The 25,219-nt window shown below is 69.5% G+C and carries 12 protein-coding genes and 1 pseudogene; 10 read left to right on the top strand and 3 right to left on the bottom strand.

What is annotated here, in order from left to right; genetic code table 11:
- Positions 1-40: 40 nt before the first annotated feature.
- Together ACIHAX_RS02230 and ACIHAX_RS02225 are read right to left on the bottom strand one after the other, a co-directional pair.
- Positions 41-649 carry a hypothetical protein gene (locus ACIHAX_RS02230; protein ID WP_397275365.1) on the bottom strand — a complete coding sequence of 203 codons (609 nt, stop codon included), beginning with the start codon at positions 647-649 and terminating at the stop codon, positions 41-43.
- A 28-nt stretch (positions 650-677) separates the two neighbouring features.
- Positions 678-1,160: a hypothetical protein gene (locus tag ACIHAX_RS02225; protein ID WP_397275363.1), complete on the bottom strand. Its 483-nt coding sequence runs from the start codon at positions 1,158-1,160 to the stop codon at positions 678-680.
- A 188-nt stretch (positions 1,161-1,348) separates the two neighbouring features.
- Here ACIHAX_RS02225 and ACIHAX_RS02220 point away from each other — a divergent pair, with 188 nt between their 5' ends.
- The 8 genes from ACIHAX_RS02220 (at position 1,349) to ACIHAX_RS02185 (ending at position 21,481) form a co-directional block, all read left to right on the top strand.
- The gene (locus tag ACIHAX_RS02220) at positions 1,349-2,443 is read left to right on the top strand and encodes an ABC transporter substrate-binding protein (protein ID WP_397275361.1); all 1,095 of its coding nucleotides are present in this window, start codon (positions 1,349-1,351) and stop codon (positions 2,441-2,443) included.
- Between the two features lie 136 nt (positions 2,444-2,579).
- A complete protein-coding gene (locus tag ACIHAX_RS02215; protein ID WP_355078758.1) occupies positions 2,580-3,041 on the top strand; it encodes an AMP-binding protein in 462 nt (153 codons plus the stop codon).
- Positions 3,042-3,239: 198 nt separating this feature from the next.
- Positions 3,240-16,541 carry an amino acid adenylation domain-containing protein gene (locus ACIHAX_RS02210; protein WP_397275359.1) on the top strand — a complete coding sequence of 4,434 codons (13,302 nt, stop codon included), beginning with the start codon at positions 3,240-3,242 and terminating at the stop codon, positions 16,539-16,541.
- A complete protein-coding gene (locus ACIHAX_RS02205) occupies positions 16,538-17,524 on the top strand; it encodes an ATP-binding cassette domain-containing protein (protein WP_355078756.1) in 987 nt (328 codons plus the stop codon). The genes ACIHAX_RS02210 and ACIHAX_RS02205 overlap by 4 nt, the downstream gene beginning before the upstream one ends.
- Complete coding sequence (locus ACIHAX_RS02200) at positions 17,521-18,342, top strand: ABC transporter permease (RefSeq protein ID WP_355078755.1); 822 nt, start codon at positions 17,521-17,523, stop codon at positions 18,340-18,342. The genes ACIHAX_RS02205 and ACIHAX_RS02200 overlap by 4 nt, the downstream gene beginning before the upstream one ends.
- Positions 18,342-19,160, top strand: a complete 819-nt coding sequence (locus ACIHAX_RS02195; RefSeq protein ID WP_355078754.1) for an ABC transporter permease — start codon at positions 18,342-18,344, stop codon at positions 19,158-19,160. The genes ACIHAX_RS02200 and ACIHAX_RS02195 overlap by 1 nt, the downstream gene beginning before the upstream one ends.
- A gap of 268 nt (positions 19,161-19,428) precedes the next feature.
- Positions 19,429-20,391 (top strand): class 1b ribonucleoside-diphosphate reductase subunit beta, encoded by a 963-nt coding sequence (gene nrdF / locus ACIHAX_RS02190; RefSeq protein WP_355078753.1) that lies wholly within the window; start codon positions 19,429-19,431, stop codon positions 20,389-20,391.
- Between the two features lie 130 nt (positions 20,392-20,521).
- A complete protein-coding gene (locus ACIHAX_RS02185) occupies positions 20,522-21,481 on the top strand; it encodes a hypothetical protein (RefSeq protein WP_397275355.1) in 960 nt (319 codons plus the stop codon).
- Positions 21,482-21,506: 25 nt separating this feature from the next.
- Here ACIHAX_RS02185 and mgtE read toward each other — a convergent pair whose 3' ends face one another.
- Entirely contained in the window at positions 21,507-22,871 is a 1,365-nt protein-coding gene (gene mgtE / locus ACIHAX_RS02180; protein ID WP_355078750.1) for a magnesium transporter, read from the bottom strand.
- A 782-nt stretch (positions 22,872-23,653) separates the two neighbouring features.
- Here mgtE and ACIHAX_RS02175 point away from each other — a divergent pair.
- Positions 23,654-24,736 carry an ABC transporter substrate-binding protein gene (locus ACIHAX_RS02175; protein ID WP_355078749.1) on the top strand — a complete coding sequence of 361 codons (1,083 nt, stop codon included), beginning with the start codon at positions 23,654-23,656 and terminating at the stop codon, positions 24,734-24,736.
- A pseudogene (locus ACIHAX_RS02170) lies at positions 24,733-25,122 on the top strand (ABC transporter ATP-binding protein); the annotation flags it as partial. The gene ACIHAX_RS02175 and the pseudogene ACIHAX_RS02170, both read left to right, overlap by 4 nt.
- Between the last annotated feature and the right edge of the window lie 97 nt (positions 25,123-25,219).

Genomic DNA, 25,219 nt, shown 5'->3' with positions numbered 1-25,219 from the left:
TTTTCGGACGGGCCGCTTGTCGCCTCGGCGTACGGCACGCTCACACCGGATTCGCGCGCGTGTACGCCGCCATAAGGTCCTCGATCCGCGCGACCACTTCCGGGTTGTCGCCGGCGGATTCTTCGAATCGGGCCGCCAATTCGTCGCACGACGCGACGAACGGCTCGTCTTCGGAATCGGTGAACAACCTCATCTCGGCGATGTTCCTCGCCCCGAGATAGGGATCCCGATATCCTCCGGCGACAGCGTACGCCTCGTTCAGACAGATCAGGAAAATCCCTGTCATCGCGCGTTCCGTCACTTTTTTCTGTCGGAAGAACCGCGTGACCCCGTCTGCCAACCGGTCCGCGTTCGCCAAGTCGACAGTATCGGCGTCCAAACCTTCGATCTCACCGGAAACGCTTTCCAACGCCGCCAGCCGCAGGCGATCGAACTCGGTCAATGCCTCCATCGAATCGACAAACCCTATGGCGTCGCGTGCACGAATGGCATGGACCGCTAGAGCGTGGCTGGAGGATTCGCCGCAGTATACCCGCCCACAGAAACGGACCATCTCCGTGAGGTGTATCCGCAAACGCGCCAGCGGTTCCTCGATCTCGTCCTCATCACGCCTGGCAGCGGCGACCAGCTCACGTCGGCGTATGCCCATCTGCGTTCAGCACCCCCGTTCGAGTGAATTACATGGTCGCGCAGGCGAGCCACTCGTTGTCCCGCGGCTCAGTATAGACAGTCAGGATGTCGTTGCCGCGGTTCGTGTCGTAGGCGAGCTTCGCTCGACTGCTGGTGCCGTTGTACTGCAAAATATGCTGTTTATGACCCGGCTTGTTCCCATCCCGGGGAAATCCGAAGCTCACCAAACGATCCATGCAGTCCAGAAAGGCCTTCGGGTTGACGAACGGATCGTGCCCACCGTCGACCATGTGGCGCAACGCGTAGCATCGGAACTGCATTTTGGATCCGTTCGGATGAACGGCGCCGTACAGGACCTGGTTCTCGTTCATCGTGCTGCCGTCCGCATCACAAGCCGCCATATCGGCCGCGAATTTCTGATAGTCGAAATTCGACCCCGGCGGAGGCGTCGCGGATGCCGTCGCGCCCGCAGCGAATGTACAGACGACCATGAACAAGAACAGCGCGAACCGACCGAAATACAATCTCATGATTCCCCCTTGCGATGTCGCGCAACTCCCCGTTCGCGACCTTGCCGAGACAGTAACATAACGGTCGGCGTCCGGAAAGCACGATCGGAGCCGCCGAAACAGCGGAACCCGTTGCACCAGCACGCCTGCCGCCAACCGCCGCGACCTCTGCCAGGGACCCGCCACCGCCGACATGTACCCTCACTCGCATGCCGGTGAGCGACGTGATGCAGGTACGCACCCGAATTCGCGCGATTCGTCATCGGAACGGCGCGGCCGGTCATCGGTTCCGGGCGGTCGTGGCCGGGTGTGCCGCGCTCGTGCTCGCGGGCTGCGGCGGCGCCACCGACGACTCCGCCTCCATCGTGCGCACCACCACCAACATCGCGGGCGCGGGTGTGGTGGGGCTGGAGCGCGACACCACCAAGGCGTGCGCGCTGCCGAGCGCGCCCGACCCGGCGGGCGGGGACACCCGCAGCGTCACCCATGCGGCGGGCGTGTCCGAGGTCCCCGCCGACCCGCAGCGCATCGTCGTGCTCAACACCTCCGCGTTGGACGCCGTCTGCGCGGTCGGCCTGTGGGAGCGGGTCGTAGGGACGGTGACCCTCGACGGCCCGAGCCCGCAACCGGCCTATCTGGGCACCGGCGTACTGAAGATCCCCGGCGTAGGCACCGCCGCGCAGCCGGACCCGGCCCGGATCGCAGCCCTGCATCCCGATCTGATTCTGGGCGAGAACCCCACCGGCACAGCGAGTTTCAGCGCGTTGCAAGCCATCGCACCGACCGTGCTGGTCGGTTCGAACAACAGCTGGCAAGCCGAGTTCGCTGCGTTCGCGGCAGGCATGGGACGGCGCGACGCGGCGGAGACCGCACTGCAGAACTACCGCACCGAGGCGCGCGACACCGGCACCACGCTGGCGGCGGGCCAGACCCAGGCATCGATCCTCCGGTTCACCGGCGACGCCCAGCGGGTACAGGGCGGTGACAGCTTCTCCGGCCAGGTGCTCGCCGACGCGGGCGTGCAGCGTCCTGCCGCGCAGCGCGGCGCCTCGTTCGACGTGCGCGAGAGCGAGTTCGCCACCAAGGCGGAGGGCGATCTGATCTACGTGATCCTCGCGGGCCAGGAGGGCAAGAAACACGGTGAAGCGGTGCTGCGCACCGACGAGTGGAAGGAACTCGGCGCCGCCACCGATCGCCGGGTGTTCGCTGTGGAGGACAGCGTCTGGCACGGCGACGGCCTCACCGCCGCCCGCGCCCTGCTCACCGATCTGCGCAACACGCTCAACGGTTACGTGACCGACTGACCGCCCACCCCTTGGGTGAGGTTTCCCGCACCCTTGGAGTGCGCGGACCAGCGCTGGGGTTGCTGTCGAAAAGTCCGCTCGAGGACGAGATTCAGAGGTACGCCGAGAACCTCTCAATCGACCCCGAGGACACGACATGCACACGCTGACCGATTCGCTCGCCGACAACCTGTACTCCCTGCCGGTGGCACAGCCCGTCGCCGAGGTCGATCCGCACGCGGTCGTGGCATCCACCGCCGGTTGCGACCTGACCTACGCCGAGCTGGACCGCTGGTCCAATCGCCTGGCCCGGCTGCTGCTGCGCCTCGGCGCCGGACCCGGCACCCGGATCGCGGTCGCGATCGACCAGGCGATCGAGTCCGTCGTGGCCGAGCGGGCCGCCACCAAGATCGGCGCCATCGCCGTGCCGGTGACCGACGACGGCTCCTACGCGCTCGGCACCTCGGTGGGCGTCACCACCAAGGACCAGCAGCCCGAGTCCGCGGAAGCGATCACCTGGCTGGTGCTGGACGAGCGCTCCACTCTGCAGCGCTACCTGACCAGCTCCGCCGCCCCGCTGGGCGCGGCCGACCTGGATCTTCTCCCGAAAGCCGCCTGACCGGACACAACCCCTCCCCCGCGACCCGAACAGCGATGTTCGGGTCGCGCAGTGTGCCCAATACCCCCGCAGCGTCGACCGCGCCGGTTCAGAATTGAGTTGCCGCGTGCTGTGCGGCGGCAGGTACTACCGCTACCGCGGTGGCTACGGGCGGTCACTGCCGATCGGCCGGATCGCGGTCAGAACGTAGGACACGTCATGCAACAGCCTTCCCTTTCGGCGAAAGATTCCGACACAGTTCTTCCCGATGGGGCTTTCGCCCTATCGGCGGCACAGCGCGGCATCTGGTTCGCCCAGCACGTCGCCGGTGATACTCCGATCTCGATCGCCCAGTACGTCGAACTGAACGGTCCGATCGACCTCGACCTGCTCGCGCGGTCGGCGCGGCAGGCCGGGCGCGAGTTCGGCACCGGCTACCTGCGCCTGGTCGAGGTGGAGGGACACCCGTTCCAATTCGTCGACCCCACGCTCGACGACAGTCTGGAAACGCTGGACTTCCGTTCCGAACCCGATCCCGAGGCGGCCGCGCACGCGTGGATGCGCGCGGAGTACGAGGCCCCGCTGGAGCTGACCCGCGACCGGCTGGTGCGCATCGCCATGCTGCGCGTCGGCGCGGACCGCTGGTTCTGGTACTCGCGCATCCACCACATCGTGCTCGACGGCATGGGCGCGCTGACCATGGTGCAGCGCACCGGAGAGCTGTACAACGCCGCCGTCGAGGGCCGCGAAGCGTCGCCCGCGAAGGCCGAGGACCTGCGCAAGATCGTCGAGGCCGATCTGGCCTACCGCAGTTCCGAGCGGTTCGGCGCGGACCGGGAGCACTGGCAGGCGCATCTGGACGGCATGGCCGATCCGGTGAGCCTGGCCGGCCGCACCGCGGGCGTGGACGGGCATCCGCGGCGGGTCACCGGCGCGCTGCCCGCCGACACCGGCACCCTGCTGGACGCCGTCGCCGAGCAGGTGTCCTCCGGTGTCGCGCCGACCGTGGTCGCCGCCTTCGGCGCGTATCTGTCCGCGATGACCGGCGCGCCCGAAGTCGTGCTGAGCCTGCCGGTGTCCGCGCGCACCACCGCGACGCTGCGGCGTTCCGGCGGCATGATCGCCAACGTGGTCCCGCTGCGGCTGCGGCTGACGCCCGCCACGACCGTCGGCGAGGTGATCCGGGCGGCCCAGGGCGAGCTGACCGGGGCGCTGCGGCGCCAGCGCTACCGGCAGGAGGACATCTTCCGCGATCTGGGCTGGCCGATGGACGAAGCCGGGTCGTTCGGCCCGTCGGTGAACCTGATGATGGTCGACACCAGAATCCAGCTCGGCCCGGTGACCGGGCGGCTGCACGTGCTGACCTCCGGGTTGATCGACGACCTGTTCGTCAACCTGTATCCGGGCGTCGGCGGCGAGAGCACGCACATCGACTTCCAGGCCAACGGCAACCTCTACACCGAGGCCGAGCTGACCGGCCAGCATCGCCGCTTCCTGTCGTTCCTGCACCGTTTCCTGGCCGCCGGGCCGGACGCGCCGCTGGCGAGTGTGCCGGTGCTGTCGGACGACGAGCGCACCGGCTTCGCGCCCGCCCGGGGACCCGCTGGCGTCGCGGCGCGGACGCTGCCCGCCCTCCTCGCCGAAGGCGCGGCCCGCGATCCGCTGGCGACCGCGCTGGTGGAGGGCGAGACCGCGCTGACCTACCGTCAGGTCGACGACTACACCAACCGGCTGGCCCGGGTGCTGATCGCCGCGGGCGCCGGGCCCGAGCGCACCGTGGCGATCTCCATCCCGCGGTCCATCGGGTCGGTGCTGGCGACGATCGCGGTGGCCAAGACCGGCGCGGCGTTCGTGCCGATCGACCCGACCTACCCCGCCGACCGGATCGAGCACATGGTCGGCGACAGCGGCGTCGTCGCGGGCATCACGACGGCGGCCGCGCGAAAGTCGTTGCCGCGCCGGGTGTCCTGGCTGTCGCTCGACGACGAGGGCACCGAACGGGCGATGGCCGAGCAGGATGCCGCGCCGCTGACCGACGCCGACCGCACCGCGGCGACGCACCCTGACCAGGCCGCGTACATCATCTACACCTCCGGTTCCACCGGGCTCCCGAAAGGCGTGCTCGTCCCGCACCGAGGGCTGGCCAACCTGGTGGCGAGCTCCGGCGCCGGATTCTGCATCGACGCCGAGTCCGTCGTCGCCCACGCCGTGTCGCCGAGTTTCGACATCTCGGTCGAGGAGATCCTGGTCACCCTGGCCACGGGCGCGACGCTGGCCGTGGTGCCGCCGTCGGCGTACGCGGGCGAGGAGCTGGCCCAGGTACTGCGCGCCCACCGCGTCACCCACCTCAACGTGACCCCGGCCGTCGTGGGTTCGCTGGACCCGGCGAGCCTGCCCGAGCTGCGCACCGTGATCGTGGGCGGCGACGCCTGCCCGCCCGAGCTGGTGACCAAATGGGCGGGCCGGACCCTGTTGAACGGCTATGGGCCCACCGAGACCACCATCACCGTCACCCTCAGCGCCCCGCTGACGCCGGACGGTCCGGTCACCATCGGCAGTCTGGCCCGCGACGTGTCGGCGGTGGTCCTCGATCCGTGGCTGCGTCCGCTGCCGCCGGGCACCGTCGGCGAGCTCTACCTCGCCGGTCCCGGCGTCGCGCGCGGTTACCACCGGCGCAACGGGCTGACCGCCGACCGTTTCGTCGCCGACCCGTACGGCACGGGCGAGCGGATGTACCGCACCGGCGATCTCGTGCGCTGGGTGCACAACGACGGCCGCGTCGAACTGGAGTACCAGGGACGCAGCGACTTCCAGGTGAAGGTGCGCGGCTTCCGCATCGAGCTCGGCGAGATCGATGCCGCCTTGCAGCGGCAGCCCGACGTCGACTTCGCACTCACCCTCGGTGTCGAAACCGGTTCGGGCGCCACCGCGCTCGTGTCGTACGTGCTGCCGGAGCCGGGTGCGCAGATCCACCCCGAGGCGCTGAAAGCCGCGGTAGGAGAGTCGCTTCCGGCCTACATGGTGCCCGCCGTGATCATGGTGCTCGACCGTCTTCCACTCACGCCGCTCGGCAAGGTGGACCGCAAGGCGCTGCCCGCACCGGAATTCGGCGCGCGCACCACCGCGAGCAGGCCGCCGTCCACACCGCGCGAGGAGACGCTCGCCGCGCTGTTCGCGGAGGTGCTCGGTCTGGAATCGGTGGGAGTGGACGAGAGTTTCTTCGCGCTCGGCGGCGACAGCATCGTCTCGATCCAGCTGGTGTCGCGGGCGAAGGCGGCCGGGCTCGGGTTCGGCGCACGGGATGTCTTCGAGCGCAAGACCGTCGCCGCGCTGGCCGCGGTGGCCACCGATGTGCCGACCGGAGTGGTGCACGAGCTGCCCGGCGGCGGAGTCGGCGACGTTGAGCTGACGCCGATCGTGCGCGCGATGCTCGAGACCGGTGACACCTGGCGGCGGTTCGCCCAAGCGGTGCTGATCGAGTTGCCGTCGGGCATGGAACGCACGGATCTCGTCGCCGCGCTCGCAGCGCTGTTCGACCGGCACGACCTGCTGCGTTCGACGCTGCGCCGCACCGGCGACGGCTGGAACTGGGTGGTCGCCGAGCCCGGTGCGGTGAACGCGGGCGCCCTGCTGGAAGTCGTGCCCGCGGACGCTGATCTCGACGCGACCTGCGAGCGTGCGTTGCAGCGCGCCGCCGACCTGCTCGACCCGGAGGCCGGCGTGGTCGCGCGATTCGTGTGGATCGAGCGTGCCGACGCCGCGCCGCTGCTGTGGCTTGTGCTGCACCACCTCGTCACCGACGGCGTTTCCTGGCGGATCCTGCTGCCGGACCTCGCCACCGCCGCGCTGGGCGCCGAGCTCGCTCCGGTCGGCACCTCGTTCCGGCGCTGGGCGCACGGCCAGCGCGAGCACGCGGCCTCGCGCACCGGCGAACTGCCGTTGTGGCAACGCGTCCTGGCGACACCCGACCCCGCGCTCGGCTCGGCGCCGATGGACCCGGCCGTCGATGTGGTGGGCTCCATGGCGCACCTGGCGACCGTCGTACCGCCGGACATCGCGCAGTCCGTGCTCACCACCGCGCCGGATCGTTTCCACTGCGGGGCCGACGACGTGCTGCTGGCAGCCCTCGCGCTGGCGGTGGCACGGTGGCGCGAGCGCAGCTCCACGCTGTTCACGCTGGAGGGCCACGGCCGCGCGGAAACCGTCCTGCCGGGCGCCGACGTGGCGCGCACGGTGGGCTGGTTCACCAGCGTCTACCCCGTCGCGGTCGATCTGACCGGCATCGACGTGGCGGACGCGTTCGCGGGCGGGGCCGCGGCAGGCGCCGCGATCAAGGCGACCAAGGAACAGCTGCGCGCGCTGCCGGACAAAGGCATCGGATTCGGGATGCTCCGCTACCTGGTCCCGAGCACCGCGGCGGCGCTCGCGGACGCGCCCACCCCGCAGATCAGCTTCAACTACCTCGGGCGGGCGTCCACCGGCGGCGAAGCGGAACCGTGGCTGCCGCGCCGGTTCGCCGCGACCCAGGACGACCGCGCGCCGCTGGCCGCCGCGGTCGACATCAACGCCGTGCTCACCGATGCCGGACTCGAGGTGACCTGGGCCTACGCGGGACGGCTTTTCGAGGAGGCTGATCTCGGCGAACTCGCCGCGCTGTGGGAGCAGGCGCTCGGCGCGCTGGCTCGGCACGTCGCGTCCGCGAGCGCGGGCGGACGCACACCGTCGGACTTCGATCTGGTCACCGTCACACAGGCGCAGATCGACGACTGGGAGCGCGCCTACCCGAACCTCGCCGACGTGTGGCCGCTCTCGCCACTGCAGTACGGCCTGCTCTTCCACGCGCTCTACGATTCCGACACCGCCGACGGCTACACGGTGCAGTCGCTGCTCACCTTGGCAGGCACCGTCGACGCGGCCCGGTTGCGTCGTGCCGCACAGGCTTTGGTGACCCGCCACGAGAACCTGCGCGTCGCCTTCGTCGAGACCGAGGACGGTCCGCGCCAGCTCGTCCTGGCCGACGCCGAGATCGACTGGCGGGAAGCGGATCTCACCGGCATCGCCGACGAGGCCGAGCGCGCCGGGGAAGTCGACCGGTTGATCGCGGTGGACGCCCGCACCCGGTTCGAGCTCACCCGGCCCCCGCTGCTGCGCTGCACGCTCATCCGGATCGCCCCGGACACCTACCGTTTCGTGCTGACCAACCACCACCTGGTGCTGGACGGCTGGTCGACCCCGCTGCTGGTACGCGAACTGCTCACCCTTTACGTCACCGACGGTGACGCCGCGGCCCTGCCGCCCGCGCATTCCTATCGTGAGTTCCTTACCTGGCTGGAGACCAACGACGACGCGGAATCCCTCGCCGCATGGACCGAGTCGCTGGCCGGTATCGACACCCCGACCCGCGCGGTGCCCACCCTCGCCGGGATCGAATCGACCGAAACCGGCATGACCTCCGTCGACCTGACCCGCGACACCGTCGCCGGGCTGGAGGCCGCGGGCCGGGAAGCGGGCGCGACGGTGAACACCCTGGTGCAGGCCGCGTGGGCGATGCTGCTGGCCATGCTCACCGGACGCACCGACGTGGTGTTCGGCGGCACGGTCTCGGGACGGCCGCCGGAGCTGGCCGGGGTCGAGGAGATGGTCGGCCTGTTCATCAACACGCTGCCGGTGCGGGTGCGGCTGGATCCGGCGGAAAAGGTCGCCGACCTGCTCGCGCGCGTGCAGGCCGAGCAGGCGCGGCTGATGGACCATCAGCACGTCGGATTGGCCGCCATCCACCAGGCGGTCGGCCTCGCCGAATTGTTCGACACGCTGACCGTATTCGAGTCCTATCCCATCGACCGCGAAGCGCTGTCGCAGGCGCTGGACATCGCGGGCATGCGGGTGCTCGACGTGGAGGGCACCGACGCGACGCCGTACCCGCTCAACCTCATGGTGATCCCGCTGCGCGGCGACGACGGCCGGGACACGCTGCGGATCACGCTGAAGTACATGGCCGACCAGCTTCCGGCGGAGGAGGCCCGGCCACTGCTGGATCGCTTCGTCCGGCTGCTGACCCAACTCGCGGACAACCCGCACGCGCTGGTCTCCCAGTTGCAATACTGCGACGACGCCGAGCGCGCCGCGCTGGCGCCGGTACGCGGCCCGGAGTCCGTGCCGCCTGCCACGCTGCCCGAGCTGCTCACCGCGGGCGCGCGCATCGATCCGGACGCGATCGCGATCACCGCGGGCGAACTCACCATGTCCTACGCCGAACTCGACGCCTGGTCCAACCGCTTCGCCCGGGTACTGCTGCGCCGCGGCGTCGGGCGGGAGGTGTTCGTCGTGCTGGCGCTCACCCGTTCGCTGGAGTCGGTGGTCGCCGTGTGGGCGCTGGCCAAGACCGGCGCGGCGTTCGCTCCGCTGGACCCGAACTACCCGGTGGAACGCATCGAGCACATGCTCACCGACTCCAAGGCCCCGATCGGCGTGACGGTCACCGCGACCGGCGAGACGCTTCCCGGCACGATCGACTGGCTGCTGCTCGACGACCTGAACACCATCCGCCGGGTGATGACGGTGTCCGAAGCGCCGATCACCGACGAGGAGCGCGGCGGGCCGATCGACCTCGATCAGACGGCGTACCTGATCTACACCTCCGGCTCCACCGGCAAGCCCAAGGCCGTGCTGCTCAGCCACCGCGGCATCGCGAATCTGGTGACCGCGCAACGGGAGACGCTCGCGCTCGACCACACCACCAGCGCGCTGCAAGTGGCCTCGCCGAGTTTCGACGCCTCGGTGTTCGAACTGCTCATCGCGCACGGCGCGGGTGGCAGGCTAGTGGTGTCGCCGCCGGATGTCTACGGCGGGACGGAATTGGAGACGCTGCTGCGCACCCAGCGCGTCACCCACGCCGTGATCACGCCGTCGGCGCTGGCCACCATGGAACCCGCCGGGCTGGAACACTTGCGCGTCCTCGCGGTCGCGGGCGAAGCGGCGACGCCGGAGCTGATCGAGCGGTGGGCGCCGGGCAGGCGGATGGTGAACCTGTACGGCCCCACCGAGTTCAGCATCTGGGCGACCGGGCCGGGCGAACTCGTCAGCGGCGAGCCGATCACGATCGGCGGCCCCATCCGCGGCGCGGACACCGTGGTGCTGGACGCCTGGCTGCGTCCCGTGCCGATGGGAGTGCCCGGTGAGCTGTACCTCGCGGGTCCCGCGCTCGCGCGCGGCTATTTCAACCGGTTCGAGATGACCGCGAGCAGGTTCGTCGCCGACCCCTTCGGCGAACCCGGCGAGCGGATGTACCGCACCGGCGACATGGTGCGCTGGGTCGACAACGGCGCCGGTCCCGAGCTGGAGTACCTGGGCCGCAGCGATTTCCAGGTGAAGATCCGCGGCCTGCGGATCGAGCTGGGCGAGATCGACGCGGTGCTCTCCCGCGACGACGAGGTCGAATACGCGGTGACCATCGGGCGCACCGGCCCCGCCGGGACGACCGTGCTGGTCTCCTACGTGCTGCCCGTCGAAGGCGCGCGGCTCGACGTCGAGCGGCTGCGCGCGCAGGTGGCCGCCGAACTGCCCGGCTACATGGTGCCCGGTTACCTCGTCGTGCTGGAGACTATCCCGCTCACCCCGGTCGGCAAGCTGGATCGCAAAGCCCTTCCGGTGCCGGACTTCTCCGACAGCCACCGGCCCTACCTCGCGCCCCGCGGGCCCGTCGAGGAGGCGGTGGCCGCCGTGTTCGGCGAGGTGCTCGAACGGGACCGCGTCGGCGTCGACCAGTCGTTCTTCGAACTCGGCGGCAACTCGCTGAGCGCGACCAAGGTGGTGGCGCGAGTGAACGCGGCGCTCGGCTCGCGGATCGCGCTGCGTGATCTGTTCGACGCGCCGACCGTGGCCCAGCTGTCGGCCCGGGTGGTGCCCGCCACCGGCGCCGCGCCGGGCGGGTTCGGCCTCGCGCCCCGCATCCGGCCGGACCGGGTTCCGCTGTCTCCCGCGCAACAGCGCATGTGGGTGCTCAACCGGATGGATCCGGCTTCCGCCGCCTACAACATCGCGGTGGCACTGCGGCTCACCGGAGAGCTGGACGTCCAGGCGCTGCGCGCGGCGCTCGTCGACGTGGTGGACCGGCACGAGAGCCTGCGCACGCTCTACCCCGCCGACGCGGAAGGGCCGCGTCAAGTAGTGGTCGACGCCGACGTGGCCGTGCCCGCGATGCCGGTGAGCGACACCGAGGACGGCGCGGAACTGCGGGAACGGATCACCGAATTGGCGGGAACAGGCTTCGATCTCGCCACCCAGCCGCCGCTGCGGGTCGGCCTGTTCCGGATCCACGGCGACGTCGAGCCCTCCGCGAGTGCGGGACCGGTGTCGTCGGCCCCTTCCACCGGCGAAGCGCCGATCTCGTCCGGGCCCGTGAGCGCGACCGCACCGGTCTCATCGAGTTACACCGCGAGTTCCGCCGAGGTCGCCGCCGCCACGCCGCCGGTGCACGTCGTCGTGCTGGTAGTGCACCACATCAGCGCCGACGGCGCGTCGATGGCGCCGCTGGCCGCCGACCTGGTCGCCGCCTACTCCGAACGGTCCGCGGGCGGGCACGCCGTCCGTGTCCCGCTGCCGGTGCAGTACGCCGATTTCGCGCTGTGGCATCGCGAGGTGCTCGGCGACGAGGCGAATCCGGACTCTTTGGCGGCACGGCAGATCGAGTTCTGGCGCGCGACCCTGGCCGGCGCGCCCGACGTGCTGGAACTGCCCTCCGATCGGCCACGCCCCGCGGTGCAGACCATGCACAGCGCCGACTTCGGCTTCACCGTCGACGCCGAGACGCACCGAGCGCTGGTGGATTTCGCCACCGCGCACCATGTCAGCCCGTTCATGGTCGTGCACGCGGCGCTCGCGGTGCTGCTCGCGCGCCTCGCCACCACCGACGACGTGCTGATCGGCACCCCGGTCGCCGGACGCGGCGAGGAAGCGCTTGACCAGCTCGTCGGCATGTTCGTCAACACCCTGGCACTGCGCACCCCGGTCGATCCGGGCGCGGGCTTCGCCGCGTTCCTGGACACCGTCCGGTCCACGGACCTGGACGCCTTCGCCAACGCGGACGTGCCGTTCGAGCGGCTGGTCCAGGTGCTGGATCCGGCTCGTTCGACCGCGCACCACCCGCTGTTCCAGGTCTCGCTGTCGCTGCAGAACTTCGTCGAACCCGTGCTGGAACTGCCCGGCCTGCGGTTCGAGGTGGAGGACTTCGAGCGCGACGCCTCCCAGTTCGACCTGACCTTGGATCTGCGCGAGCGCTTCGCCGCCGGCGGTCCGGCGGGCATCGAGGCCGTGCTGACCTACGCCACGGATCTGTTCGACGAGGCGACGGTGGCCGCGTTCGCCTCCCGGTGGCGGCGCGTGCTCGCGGCGGTGCTGGCGCGGCCCGAGGTACGCATCGCCGATATCGACATTCTCGACGACACCGAACGGGCGACGTTGGTACCCGTGCGTGGCCCCGCCGCGGCGGCGACCACGATCCTGCCGGACCTGCTGGCCGACACCGTGCGGCGGTACCCGGACCGCATCGCCTTGGTGTCCGACGGGCAGACCACCACCTATGCCGAGATCGACGCGCACGCCGATCGCCTGGCCCGAGTGTTGCTCGAGTCGGGCGGCGGCCCGGAAACCGTGGTCGCGCTGGGGCTGCCGCGTTCGCCGGAACTGCTCATCGGCATGTGGGCCGCGGCGAAAGCGGGCGCGGCGTTCCTTCCGGTCGATCCGAAGCACCCGGTCGAGCGCATCGATCACATGCTCACCGACTCCGGTGCGACGCTCGGTCTGACCCTCGCCGCGTTCCGGCCAATGCTGCCCGACAGCACGAACTGGCTGGTGCTCGACGACCTCGCGCTCGTCGAGCGGTGGAGCGCCGCGAGCAGCCGGCCGCTGGGCGAGCGTGAGCTGCCGGGCCCCATCCGGCCGGACAACGCGGCGTGGATGATCTACACCTCCGGCTCAACCGGCACACCGAAGGGCGTCTCGGTATCCCATCGCGGTATCGCCGATCTAGTTGCGGCGCAACGGGATTCACTCGGCCTGGACGAGCGATCCCGGGTGCTGCAGGTGGCGTCACCGAGCTTCGACGCGTCGGTGTTCGAGGCGATCATGGCGTTCGGTTCCGGCGGCGCGTCGGTCGTGGCACCGCCGGAGGTGTTCGGCGGCGGCGCGCTGGCGGAGCTGATCGACACCGAACAGGTCAGCCACATGGTGATCACGCCATCCGCGCTGGCGACCCTCGACCCCGCGGAGGTGACCAGCGTCCGGGTGCTCGCGGTGGCAGGCGAGGCGGTCGGCGCGGAACTGGTCGAGCGCTGGGCCACCGGACGCACCATGGTCAACCTGTACGGACCCACCGAATCGACCATCTGGGCAACAGGTTCCGCGCCGCTGGCGGTGGGCGCCCCGGTAACCATCGGCACGCCGGTGCAGGGCGCGCAGGTGCTGGTCCTCGACGACCGGTTGCGCCCGGTCCCGTTCGGCGTGGCGGGCGAGCTGTATCTCGCCGGGCCGTCGCTGGCGCGCGGGTACCACGCGCGGCCGAGTCTGACCGCTGCCCGCTTCGTCGCCGGTCCCTTCGGCACGGCGGGTGAACGGATGTATCGCACCGGCGATCTGGTGCGCTGGATCCGCGGCGACTCCGGACCCGAACTGGAGTACCTGGGCCGCACCGACTTCCAGGTCAAAGTGCGCGGACAGCGGATCGAGCTGGGCGAGATCGACGCGGTGCTCGGCCGCGCCGACGGCGTGGACTTCGCGGTGACGCTCGGCGTACCCGGCCCCACCGGGGCCACCGCGCTGGCCGCCTACCTGGTCCGCACGCCCGGCTCCGAGCTGGACGTGGCGAAGGTGCGCGCCTTCGCCGCCGACATCCTGCCCGGCTATATGGTGCCCTCGGCGTTCGTCGTGCTGGACGAGATCCCGCTCAACGCGGTCGGCAAGCTGGACCGCAAGGCGCTGCCCGCGCCGGAGTTCCGCGCCGACCGCACCGAGTACCGCGCGCCCGAAACGCCGACCGAACAGCAGCTGGCCGCGATCTTCGGCGAGTTGCTAGGGGTGGCGCGGGTGGGCGCCGACGACTCTTTCTTCGCGCTGGGCGGCGACAGCATCCTGGCGATCCAGCTGGTGTCGCGCGCCAAGCAGCAGGGCATCACCTGCACCCCGCTGCAGGTGTTCGAGCACCGCACGGTGGCGGCGCTGGCCGCGGCCGTCGACGCGGCGGGCGCCGCGGTGACGTTGGACGAGCTGCCCGGCGGCGGCGTCGGCGAACTGCCGCTCACGCCGATCGCGCACTACATGCTGGAGCGCGGCGGAAACCACGACCGCTTCGCCCAGACGGCGGTCCTGGAGCTACCGGTCGGCATCGAGCGGTCCCAGATCGTCACCGTGCTCGCCGCCGCGGTGGACCGGCACGACATGCTGCGCGCCCGGCTGGTGACCGACGGCGCGGACGGCCCGCGCATACTGGTCGGCTCCACCGGATCGGTCGACGTGGACGCGCTGGTGCACCGCGTCGAGTTCACCGCCGTCGACCCGATCGAACTGCACGAGTTCGCCATGACGGAGCTGGACGCCGCCGCCGACCGGCTCGACCCGGCCAACGGCACGGTGCTGCAATTCATCTGGCTCGACCCGGTCGGCGACGCGGGCTCGCGCACCCGATCGGGCCGGTTGATCGTGCTGGCGCACCACTTGGTGATCGACGGGGTGTCCTGGCGCATCCTGATCCCGGACCTGGTGGCCGCGTGGGCCCAGGTGTCGGCGGGCGCCACCCCGGTGCTGGCGGAGACCGGAACCTCGATGCGCCGGTGGGCCCACGCGCTGACCGAGGAGGCGCACTCCGAACAGCGGGTCGCCGAATTGGCGTACTGGCACGACGTGCTCGCCGGACCCGACCCGCTGATCGGGGGCCGGGAACTCGATCCCGCCGTCGACCGGACCGGCACGCTGCGCATGGTCGAGCGAGAGGTGTCCGCCGAGGTCACCACCGCGCTGCTCACCACCCTGCCCGGCTTGTTCCAGGGCAGCGTCAACGACACGCTGCTGGCCACCTTGGCGCTGGCCCTGGTGCGCTGGCGCGCCGGTGACCCGTCGGCGCTGCTGCGCCTGGAAGGTCACGGCCGTCAGGAAGAAGTGGTGCCCGGCGCCGATCTGTCCCGCACCGTCGGCTGGTTCACCAGCATCTACCCGGTGCGCCTCGATCTGGCACAGATCGACATCGACGACGCGCTGGCCGGTGGACCCGCGTTGGGCGCCGCGATCCGCGCCGTGAAGCACCAGTTGCTCGCGGTGCCCGACAAAGGCATCGGCTTCGGCCTGCTGCGCTATCTCAACGCCGAGACCGCGCGCCAGTTGCCGCGGCGGCTGCCGGGCCGGGTCGGCTTCAACTACCTGGGCCGCTACTCCACCGGGGACATCCCGGCCGGACTCGAGGGCCTGGGCTGGCTGCCGACCGACGAACTGGGCGACGTGCACGTCGCCGAAGACCCCGGCGTGCCGCTGCAATCGGCGATCGACGTGAACGCGGTCGTGATCGGCGACCGGTTGCGGGCGAGCTTCGGCTTCCCGTCCACGCTGCTCGACCAGGACGAGGTCGCCGAACTGGCCGATCTGTGGATCGACGCCCTGAGCGCCGCGGCCCGGTTCGCCCATACCCCGGCGGCGCGGACCGCCGCCGAGGAAGAAGCGGCGGCCACGGCGTCTCCGGCCGTGCCCGCGGCGGGCGGCCTCGGGCTGGACGTGGTGCTGCCGATCCGGCTCGGGGGCGAGCAACCCGCGCTGTTCTGCATCCACCCGTCGTCCGGGATGTCGTGGACCTACCTGGGATTCGCCGACGCGCTCGCACCCGGCCGCCCGATCTACGGGCTGCAAGCGCCCGACCTCGGCGGCCACGAACCGCCCGCGCGCTCCATCGACGAGTTCGCCGAGCGGTACGTGCGGGAGATCCGGACCCTGCAACCCGAGGGGCCGTACCACCTGCTCGGCTGGTCGTTCGGCGGTCTCATCGCCCACGCGGCGGCGGCGAAGCTGAAGGCCGAAGGCGCCGAGGTGGGCGTGGTCGCGCTGCTGGACGCCGACACCGCCGACATCGACGGCGACAGTATCGAACGGCTCACCGCGGGCTCGTTCGTGAACACCTTCGGCGCGGTGTTCGGCATCCACGACGTCCCCGCGGACGCGACCGCGCAGCAGGCGGCCGATCTGATCCGCGAACGGCTCGGCGTGTCGCTGATCGACGCCGCGACGCTGGAGCGCATGGCCGCGTCCTACAACGCCGCCGCGCGGACCAGAACCGGTTACCGCCGCCCGGTGTTCGACGGCGACATCGTGTACTTCAGCGCGATCGTCGACACCTCCGACATCTTCGGTCCGGACGGCTGGGGGCCGTACGTGACCGGCGAGATCATCAACCACGACATCGAGGCGACCCACGACGAACTGACCGCGCCGCACGTGCTGCCGGTCGTCGCGCGCGTGCTCGATGCACATCTGGGAGGCCGAGGATGAATTCCGACCAAGGAGTCGTAGTCGAAGGGATCGAGAAATCCTTCGGCGCGGTCAAGGCATTGCGCGGAGTCGACTTCGCGGCCGAGCCGGGCGAGGTGCTCGGCATTCTGGGACCGAACGGCGCGGGCAAGACCACCATGGTGAACGTGCTGTCCACACTGGTCCGGCCGGATCGCGGCCGGGCGACGGTCGCCGGGTACGACGTGCTGGCCGATCCCGCGGCTGTCCGCCGCAGCATCATGCTGACCGGCCAGTACGCCGCGCTGGACGACATGCTCAGCGGCTACGAGAACCTGGTGATGTTCGGCAGGCTGATGGGCCTGCGCAAGCGGACCGCCCGCGCCCGCGCGGACGAACTGCTCGCCGAGTTCGACCTCGAACGCGCGGCGGGCCGCCGGGTCGGCACCTACTCCGGCGGCATGCGCAGGCGCATCGACATCGCCTGCGGTCTGGTCGTGCGGCCCGACGTGGTGTTCCTGGACGAGCCGACCACCGGCCTGGATCCGCGCAGCAGGCAGGGGGTGTGGGATCTGGTCGCCGGCTTCAAGAAGGCGGGCATCACCACCCTGCTCACCACCCAGTACCTGGAGGAGGCCGACGCGCTCAGCGACCGGATCATCGTCATCGATCACGGCGTGGTGATCGCCCAGGGCACCGCCGACGAGCTGAAGGCGCGCACCGGCGGCAGCTACTGCGAGGTGGTGCCACTGAATCTGCGGGACCTGCCCGCTATCGCCGCCGCGCTGGGCCACCTGTTGCCGCAGGAGAATCGGGACGCGCTCGGTCCCGATTCCGATCGGATCGCCATACCGGCCCCGGACGGGGCGAAGACACTGCTGGAGGCGCTGCGCAGGCTGGACAGCGCGGGCTTCGATCTCGTGGACGTCGCACTGCGTCGGCCCTCGCTCGACGACGTATTCCTCCAGCTGACCGGGCATCTGGCGACGACGGAAGAGATCGCACGGCGGGAGGCCGCGTCGTGACGGCGGCGGCGACCTGGCTCAGCCAGACCCGTGCGACGCCGCTGCGGCCGCAGCAGTGGTGGGTGCTGACCACCCGGTTGATCGCACCGTCGATGCGAACCGGCGAGGTGCTCACCTCGGTGCTCGCGCCCGTGACGTTCACCGCCAGCTTCTTCATCCCGCTGAAGACCATCATGACCGTCATCGGCACGGGATTCAGCAGCTACGCGCAGTACATGATGCCGCTGGTCATCCTGCAGGCCGCCGCGTTCACCGCGGTCTCGGCGGCCTTCCGCGCCGCCACCGATTCGGTGGCCGGGCTGAACCGGCGTTTCGGCTCGATGCCGATCGGCCCGCTGGTCCCGGTCACCGCGCGCCTGGCCGGCAGCGTCTTCCGCCTGATCATCGCCTTGATCAGCGGATTGATCTGCGGATACGTCATCGGGTTCCGCTTCTACCTCAGCCCCGCCCACACAGTCGGCTTCGTGTTGTTCTCGGTGCTCGTCGGGATCGCGCTGATCTGGGGCGGGGATGTGATCGGCACCTTGTCGCACAACCCGGAGGCGACGGCACAGGCGCTGGTGTTGCCGCCGCTGATCCTGGGCATGCTGTCCACCGGCATCGCGCCTGCCGATCAGTTCCCGGAATGGGTGCAGCCGTTCGTGCGCAATCAGCCGGTGTCGCAGTGGGCCATCGCCTTGCGGGCGTTGGCCGGGGACAAGGGACCGAACGCGGGTGAGGTGACCTGGTCGCTGATGGGTCCGCCGTTGGTCTGGGCGCTGGGCTATCTGGCCACCTCCGTCCTGCTGTCGATGCGACTGAGCTCGAGGAGGGCGTGATGGCACTGTTGACCGAACACTCGGACGAGTTGCTCACCGGCTCGGAGATATCGGGGTCGGCACTGGTGCGGCACACGCTGATCCAGACCCATCGACTGCTGCTGCGCTGGGCGCGCAACCCGGTCACGCTGTTGGAGACGCTGATCATCCCGTGCCTACTGCTGATCATGCTGAACACCGTCATCGGCGGGCAGATCCGGAAGTTCACCGGCGAGAGCGCGCTGTACGGCTCGGTGCCCTTGGTCGCTCTGGTCGGCGCGCTCTCCGGTGCGGTCGCTGGAGGTGTCCTGCTCGGCCGCGAACGTGACGCGGGCCTGCTGGCCCGCTTCTGGGTGCTGCCCGTCCACCGTGCCTCCGGACTCGCCTCGCGGGTGCTCGCCGAGGGCTGCCGCATCTTCGCGTGCACCGTCTCCGTCGTGCTGGTGGGCTTCGTGCTCGGGTTCCGCTTCCACGAGGGTGTCGCGGCGACGATCGTCTTCCTGGTCCTCCCGACGTTCTTCGGCGTGGCATTCGCCACCATCGTCACCTCGGTCGCCGTGTTCACCGCGAAATCGACTCTGGTGGAGAGCATCACGATCCTCACCTCACTGATGATGTTCTTCAGCACCGGCTTCGTGCCGCTGGTCGCGTTCCCGAAATGGATCCAGCCGGTGGTGCACAACCAGCCCATGTCGGTGGGAGTCGACGCCATGCGCGCGCTCGCCTACGGGGGACCGCTCGCCCGCCCGCTCACCCTGACCGCCGTGTGGTCGCTCGGCGCGATCGTCGTGTTCGCGGTGCCCGCGAGCATCGGCTATCGCAGGGCCAGCAGGCGCTGAGCCGCGCAGCGCACCCGGCGGTCGCCCGCCGCGGTGACCGGCGGCCCCCGTGCCCGACCGCCACGGGCCAGGGGCCGAGCCACGGCGGCTCACCGCTTGCCGCACAATAGGGGGCCGCGCGCGGCGCGTCACAGCGTTCTTCCCGACGTAGACGCCTGCCGCGGCGACACAAGGTGTTGTGCTGAGCGGACATGTCGGCCACAAGGAGTAGTGTCCCGAGGGTAGACATTCCGTGACGACAGGTGCTCGGGAAAGGCGTGGAGGCAGGATGAAACTGATCGATCGGGTGTCGGCCATCAACTGGAATCGGGTGCCCGACGAAAAGGACGCCGAGGTCTGGGACCGGCTGACCGGCAACTTCTGGCTGCCGGAGAAGGTCCCGGTCTCCAACGACATTCCGTCGTGGAACACCCTGACCGCCGACGAGAAGCAACTGACCATGCGGGTCTTCACCGGCCTGACCTTGCTGGACACCATCCAGGGCACGGTCGGCGCGGTGAGCCTGATCCCGGACGCGCTCACCCCGCACGAAGAGGCGGTGCTCACCAACATCGCGTTCATGGAGTCGGTGCACGCCAAGAGCTACAGCTCGATCTTCTCCACGCTGTGCTCCACGCGCGAGATCGACGAGGCGTTCCGCTGGTCGGAGGAGAACCGCAACCTCCAGCGCAAGGCCGAGATCGTGCTGGAGTACTACCGGGGCGACGATCCGCTCAAGCGCAAGGTCGCCTCCACGCTGCTGGAGAGCTTCCTGTTCTACTCCGGCTTCTACCTGCCCATGCACTGGTCGTCGCGGGCCAAGCTCACCAACACCGCCGACATGATCCGGCTGATCATCCGGGACGAAGCGGTCCACGGTTACTACATCGGCTACAAGTACCAGAAGGGCCTGGAGCAGGTCACCCAGGCCGAGCGCGACGAGCTCAAGAACTACACCTTCGAGCTGCTGTTCGAGCTCTACGACAACGAGGTCGACTACACCCAGGATCTCTACGACGAGGTCGGCCTCACCGAGGATGTGAAGAAGTTCCTGCGCTACAACGCCAACAAGGCGCTGATGAACCTCGGCTACGAGGGCCTGTTCCCCAAGGACGAAACCGAGGTGAACCCGGCCATCCTCTCGGCGCTGTCGCCCAACGCCGACGAGAACCACGACTTCTTCTCCGGCTCCGGCTCGAGTTACGTCATCGGCAAGGCCGTCAACACCGAGGACGAAGACTGGGAGTTCTGAACCATCAGTTATGGTGTGGGACAACGGGGCCCGGCAGCGATGCCGGGCCCTCGCCTTGTCTCCGATCGCCGACCCGGCGGCGAAGACTCCGCGCCACAACTGTATTTCGATCCGAAGAGGGGGGTTCTCGATGTACCGACGACTGGCTCTGATCGCGGCGGTGCTGTTGACCGCTGCCGCGTGTCAGGACGACGGTCCGGCGGCGACTCCGCAGACCGGTGACGGATCCTTCTGGTCGACCGTGCCGCAGACCGACGACCAGCGTCTGGAAGTGCTGCGCCGCATGCGCGCGATGGACACCTGCGCGTTGCTGCCTCGAGCCGAACTGGCCGAAGTCGGGCAATTGCGCACCGTCGGCACCGACGGGCTGAACTCGTGCAGGGCCGAACTCGACAGCTCGGAACGCTACAAGGGAAAATCCGTCCGCTGGGCCATGGGGGGACCGGCGCCGGAAGTGAAGAACGATCGGGGTACCACCGAGCGACTCGGCGACGTGACCATCACCTTGCTGGCGGACAAGGACACACTGAGCGCCGAACAGGCCGGGCAACTCGTCCAGCGCTCCTGTTCGGCCACCGCACGCTTCCCCTCCTTCGCCGCGATCGGCCTGTGGGTGGACACGCCCTTGGGGGTCGAGCCGTGCCCGATCGCCAAGTCACTGATCACCACGGCGGTATCCGAATGGAAGCGGGAGCCACGTCAGGCCAGCGCGGCGGAAACGATCACCACCGTGCTGACCGGCGCCGACCCCTGCGCGGTGCTGCCGCGGCTCGGCGTCACGGCGGACCCCGCGCAACAGCGGGTCTCCAGCTGTACGTTCTCGTATCACGGCGACGAGATTCGCCTCGCGTACGAATACAGCGCGGAGTCGCTGGCCACCGCGGGCAGTCCGGCTTTCACCGTCGGCGACCGCACCGTCTACCGAGATGCCGCCGACGAATTGCGGTTCTACAACGTCGCGGTCGGACCGCCGCTCGCATCGGAGAACCGCGGTTCGCTCGGGCCGCGCCTACCCGCCATCTCGCTCACCGGCAAGGCTGACGCGGCCCTCGAAGATGTTGTGCGCCAAGTACTCACGCTCTTTCCGTAGGGCGATCGTCGAGCACACCGCGCCCTCAGATACCGAGGACCAGTTTGGCCGTGGTGAAGTAGATGATCAGACCGGTGGCGTCGACCAGGGTGGTGACCATCGGGGCGGAGACGACCGCGGGGTCGATGCGCAGTTTCTTGGCCAGCAGGGGCATGGTGCCGCCGATGGTGGCGGCCCAGCCGCAGATCAGGACCAGTGTGATCCCGACGACCAGTGCGATGCGCGGACCGACGAACAAGGCCCCGATGGCCAGGCCGACGGACGCCAGCAGTGATCCCAGCACCAGACCTACACGGCATTCCCGCCAGATCACCCGGAACAGATCCGACACCCGGACCTCGCCGACCGCCACCGCGCGCACGCAGGCGGTGGCGGCCTGCGCGCCCGCGTTGCCGCCCGCGCCGATCAGCAGCGGGATGAACAGCGCCAGATGCGCCGCCTGCTGCAAGGTGCCCTCGAAGAAGTCCGTCACGCTCACCGTGAGGGTCGCCGCGAACAGCAACAGCAGCAGCCACAGCGCGCGGTAGCGTGCCAGCTGGAACACCCCGGCGGCCATGTAGTGGCCTTCCCACGGCGCGGATCCCGCCTGCAACGCGACGTCCTCGCTGTCGGCAGCCTCGATCACCTCGACCGCGTCATCGATGGTCAGCAGGCCGACCAGCCGGTCCTCGCTGTCCACCACCGGCAGGTTGATGTCGTTGGTCTCGCGCATCAAGCGGGCCGCCTTCTCCGCGGCGTCGGTGGCGCGCGCGAAGGCGGGTTCGGTGACGACCAGCTCCGACACCATCGTCTCCGGCTTGCTGAGCACCAGTTCGCGCAGCTCGACGATGCCGGTCAGCCGCCTGCCCGCGTCGACGACGGGCAGCGTGTACACCGTCTCGGCGTTGCCGCCCTTGGCCCGCACCATGCCGAGCGCTTCGGCCACCGTGAGGTCACGCGGCAGCGCCACCACCTCCGGCGTCATGTACTGCCCCGCGGACCCCTCCGGGTAGCCGAGCAGGCTCGCGGTCATCCGCCGCTCGCGCGGGCTCAGCCCGGCCAGCGCCTTCTTGGCGACCTTGGCGGGCGCCTCGCGCAGCATTCGGGCGCGGTCGTCGGGCGCCATGCCCTCGACCAGGTCGCGGAAGCTCTGATCGCGCAGCCCCTGCAGGATCTGCTGCTGGTCCACCGGCTCGAGTTCCTCGAAGACGGCCAGCGCCAGGTCTTTGTCGAGCAGGCGGAACGCCATCCCGGCCCGCACGGCATCCATCCGGGCGAGTTGATCGGCGATGACGTGCGGCGGGTGGTTGCCGAGCCAGTCCAGCGCGGCGTCCACGCGGCGGGTTTCGACGATGTCCTGGAGGGATTCGGACAGCGTCGGACGTACTTCGATGATGTCGGTCTGCGACATGAGAGGACCTCAGCACATGCGTGAGTGAACGGAGAGCTCGAAATTCACACCGCGGGCGCCGGCCCCTGCCGTCGCGACCTGACTAGGAATGCGAAGGGGCGGCGCCGCGCGGCCTTCGACTGGGAGGTTCGCTGCGCATCGCTACCCCACCTCCCTCTCGTCGCCGCCGCGGAACTCGGATATCCGCACCGTTCGGATCAACATCTCACGGACACGAAAATGTCCTCGTGCAGCTTACATCGCTTCGTAGACGATGATCACCTTACGACAGGGTGTTGTGACCGAAGCCGCTCCACACCGGGGTCCGCGCGTCATACGAGACCTCCGCACCGGGAAACCGCGACGCGACTCGTCCGCAGCGCAAGCGACGACCGCCGGGACGACCGGAACCGGGCGATGCGTTACCGCGCGTCAGCCTGACCCCTTCGTAGTCCATCGGCCGCCGTAAAACAGGGTTATACGCAGTCGGCGTCGAACTGTTGCTCCCACGCTTGGGAACCGGGACAGTGTTTGCCAGGCAAGTGCCGAAACAACATCGGCGCACGCAGGCACCAGTACAGCTCACGAAAGTTTCGAAGTGTCGACAGCCACCGCCCTGATCCGCCGTCGCGCGGTCGACTTCATGCGCGTTCCGCACGGAATCTGTTGCCGCTGAGGCAACGCGGCCCTCGTTTCCGACCGGATCCCGCACGGTCGTCCACCGCCGCATCGCTCCCGCTGTGGTGTCTCCGGACGCCGAGCGTCGAATCGCACGGCGTCTTCTCGTCTTCGAAAGAACAACAATGCCTTTCCCCACCTCGTCCCGGCGCGTCGCCCGCGCTCTCTCCGCCGCCGTAGCGGTGCTCACCGGGCTGTCCGTGCTCACCGGCTGCGGCGAGTCCGCACCCGCCAAGACCGCGGACGGCAAGACCGTGCTGCGCTACCAAGGCTCCACCGGGCAGGTGAGCGCCTTCGAATTGGCCGACGACCTAGGCTATTTCAGCAAGGTCAGCCTGCATTGGGAGGGCGACACCACCAGTGGCCCCGCCAATATCCAGGCCGCGGCGACGAACCAAGTCGAGTTCGGCAGCGCGTTCAACGGCGCGGTGGTCAAGCTGATCGCGGGCGGCGCGAAGGTCACCTCCGTGCTCAGTTCCTATGGCGCGGACGAGCAGTCGTTCACCGGTTACTACGTGCGTGACGATTCCGGCATCAACTCGCCGCGCGATCTGATCGGCAAGAAGGTCGCGGTCAATACCCTCGGCGCGCACCACGAATTCATCACCAGGGAGTGGCTGCATCAGCAAGGCCTGACCGAAGACGAGATCAAGCAGGTGCAACTGATCGTCGTGCCGCCGGCCAACACCGAGGAGGCGCTGCGCAAGGGACAGGTCGACGTCGCGGCCTTGGGTAGCGTCTTCCGGGACACCGCCCTCCAGCGCGGCGGCATCCACCCGCTCTACACCGACAAAGCCATCTTCGGCACGTTCGACTACGGCACCTATGTCTTCCGCAACGACTACATCGCCAAGAATCCCGAAGCGGTGGAGGACTTCGTGCAGGGCACCGCACGCGCTATCCGCTGGCTCCAGGTGACGCCCCGCGAGCAGGTGCGCGAGCGGTTCACCCAGATCATCAACAAGCGCGGCCGCAACGAGAACACCAACTTGGTGCCGTACTGGCTCAGCTCCGGAATCCCGGTGCCGGGTGCGGTGGTCGCGGACAAGGAACTGCAGATCTGGATCGACTGGCTGGTGCGCAACGGCGAACTGCCGAACGGCAAGTTGAAGGCAGCGGATCTGTTCACCAACAAGTTCAACCCCTACGCCAACGGCAAGTACAAGCCGGAGGCCGGGCCGACCGGAGAGGTGGTGGCCGCGAAATGACCACGACGGCGACGAAACTGTCGCTCACCGGAGTGAGCAAGCAGTTCGCGGTGCGCGGCTCGCACGAGCGATTCACCGCGCTCGACGACATCTCGCTGGAGCTGCGCGAGGGCGAATTCCTGGTGCTGGTCGGCCCGAGTGGTTCGGGCAAGTCCACGCTGCTGGACCTGCTGGGCGGGCTGAGCAAGCCCAGCTCCGGTGAGATCCTGCTGGACGGCAAGCCGATCACCGGCCCCGGCCTGGATCGCGGCGTCGTCTTCCAGCAGTACGCGCTGCTGCCATGGCGGACGGCCCGGTCCAACATCGAATTCGGGCTGGAGGCCAAGGGTTTACGACGCAAGGCGCGCCGCGAACTCGCCGAGCACTATCTGGAGCTGGTCGGGCTAGCTGTGATGTCCGGGGAGGTTGGTCAGTCGGGTGACCGGTGGGCGACCGCCGATGGCGGAGTGGGCTCGGTGGTGATTGTAGAAGTGGAGCCAGTCG

The organism is Nocardia sp. NPDC051929 (genome assembly GCF_044548645.1).
Classification (GTDB): domain Bacteria; phylum Actinomycetota; class Actinomycetes; order Mycobacteriales; family Mycobacteriaceae; genus Nocardia; species Nocardia sichangensis.
Note: the sequence above shows the minus strand (reverse complement) of the source record. Positions and strands in the feature narration are given on the sequence as shown.

What these genes read in the sequence shown, in the direction of transcription:
- ACIHAX_RS02230 (WP_397275365.1), bottom strand. Translation starts at nt 649, where the DNA reads ATGGGCATACGCCGACGTGAGCTGGTCGCCGCTGCCAGGCGTGATGAG.
- ACIHAX_RS02225 (WP_397275363.1), bottom strand. Translation starts at nt 1,160, where the DNA reads ATGAGATTGTATTTCGGTCGGTTCGCGCTGTTCTTGTTCATGGTCGTC.
- ACIHAX_RS02220 (WP_397275361.1), top strand. Translation starts at nt 1,349, where the DNA reads ATGCCGGTGAGCGACGTGATGCAGGTACGCACCCGAATTCGCGCGATT.
- ACIHAX_RS02215 (WP_355078758.1), top strand. Translation starts at nt 2,580, where the DNA reads ATGCACACGCTGACCGATTCGCTCGCCGACAACCTGTACTCCCTGCCG.
- ACIHAX_RS02210 (WP_397275359.1), top strand. Translation starts at nt 3,240, where the DNA reads ATGCAACAGCCTTCCCTTTCGGCGAAAGATTCCGACACAGTTCTTCCC.
- ACIHAX_RS02205 (WP_355078756.1), top strand. Translation starts at nt 16,538, where the DNA reads ATGAATTCCGACCAAGGAGTCGTAGTCGAAGGGATCGAGAAATCCTTC.
- ACIHAX_RS02195 (WP_355078754.1), top strand. Translation starts at nt 18,342, where the DNA reads ATGGCACTGTTGACCGAACACTCGGACGAGTTGCTCACCGGCTCGGAG.
- nrdF (WP_355078753.1), top strand. Translation starts at nt 19,429, where the DNA reads ATGAAACTGATCGATCGGGTGTCGGCCATCAACTGGAATCGGGTGCCC.
- ACIHAX_RS02185 (WP_397275355.1), top strand. Translation starts at nt 20,522, where the DNA reads ATGTACCGACGACTGGCTCTGATCGCGGCGGTGCTGTTGACCGCTGCC.
- mgtE (WP_355078750.1), bottom strand. Translation starts at nt 22,871, where the DNA reads ATGTCGCAGACCGACATCATCGAAGTACGTCCGACGCTGTCCGAATCC.
- ACIHAX_RS02175 (WP_355078749.1), top strand. Translation starts at nt 23,654, where the DNA reads ATGCCTTTCCCCACCTCGTCCCGGCGCGTCGCCCGCGCTCTCTCCGCC.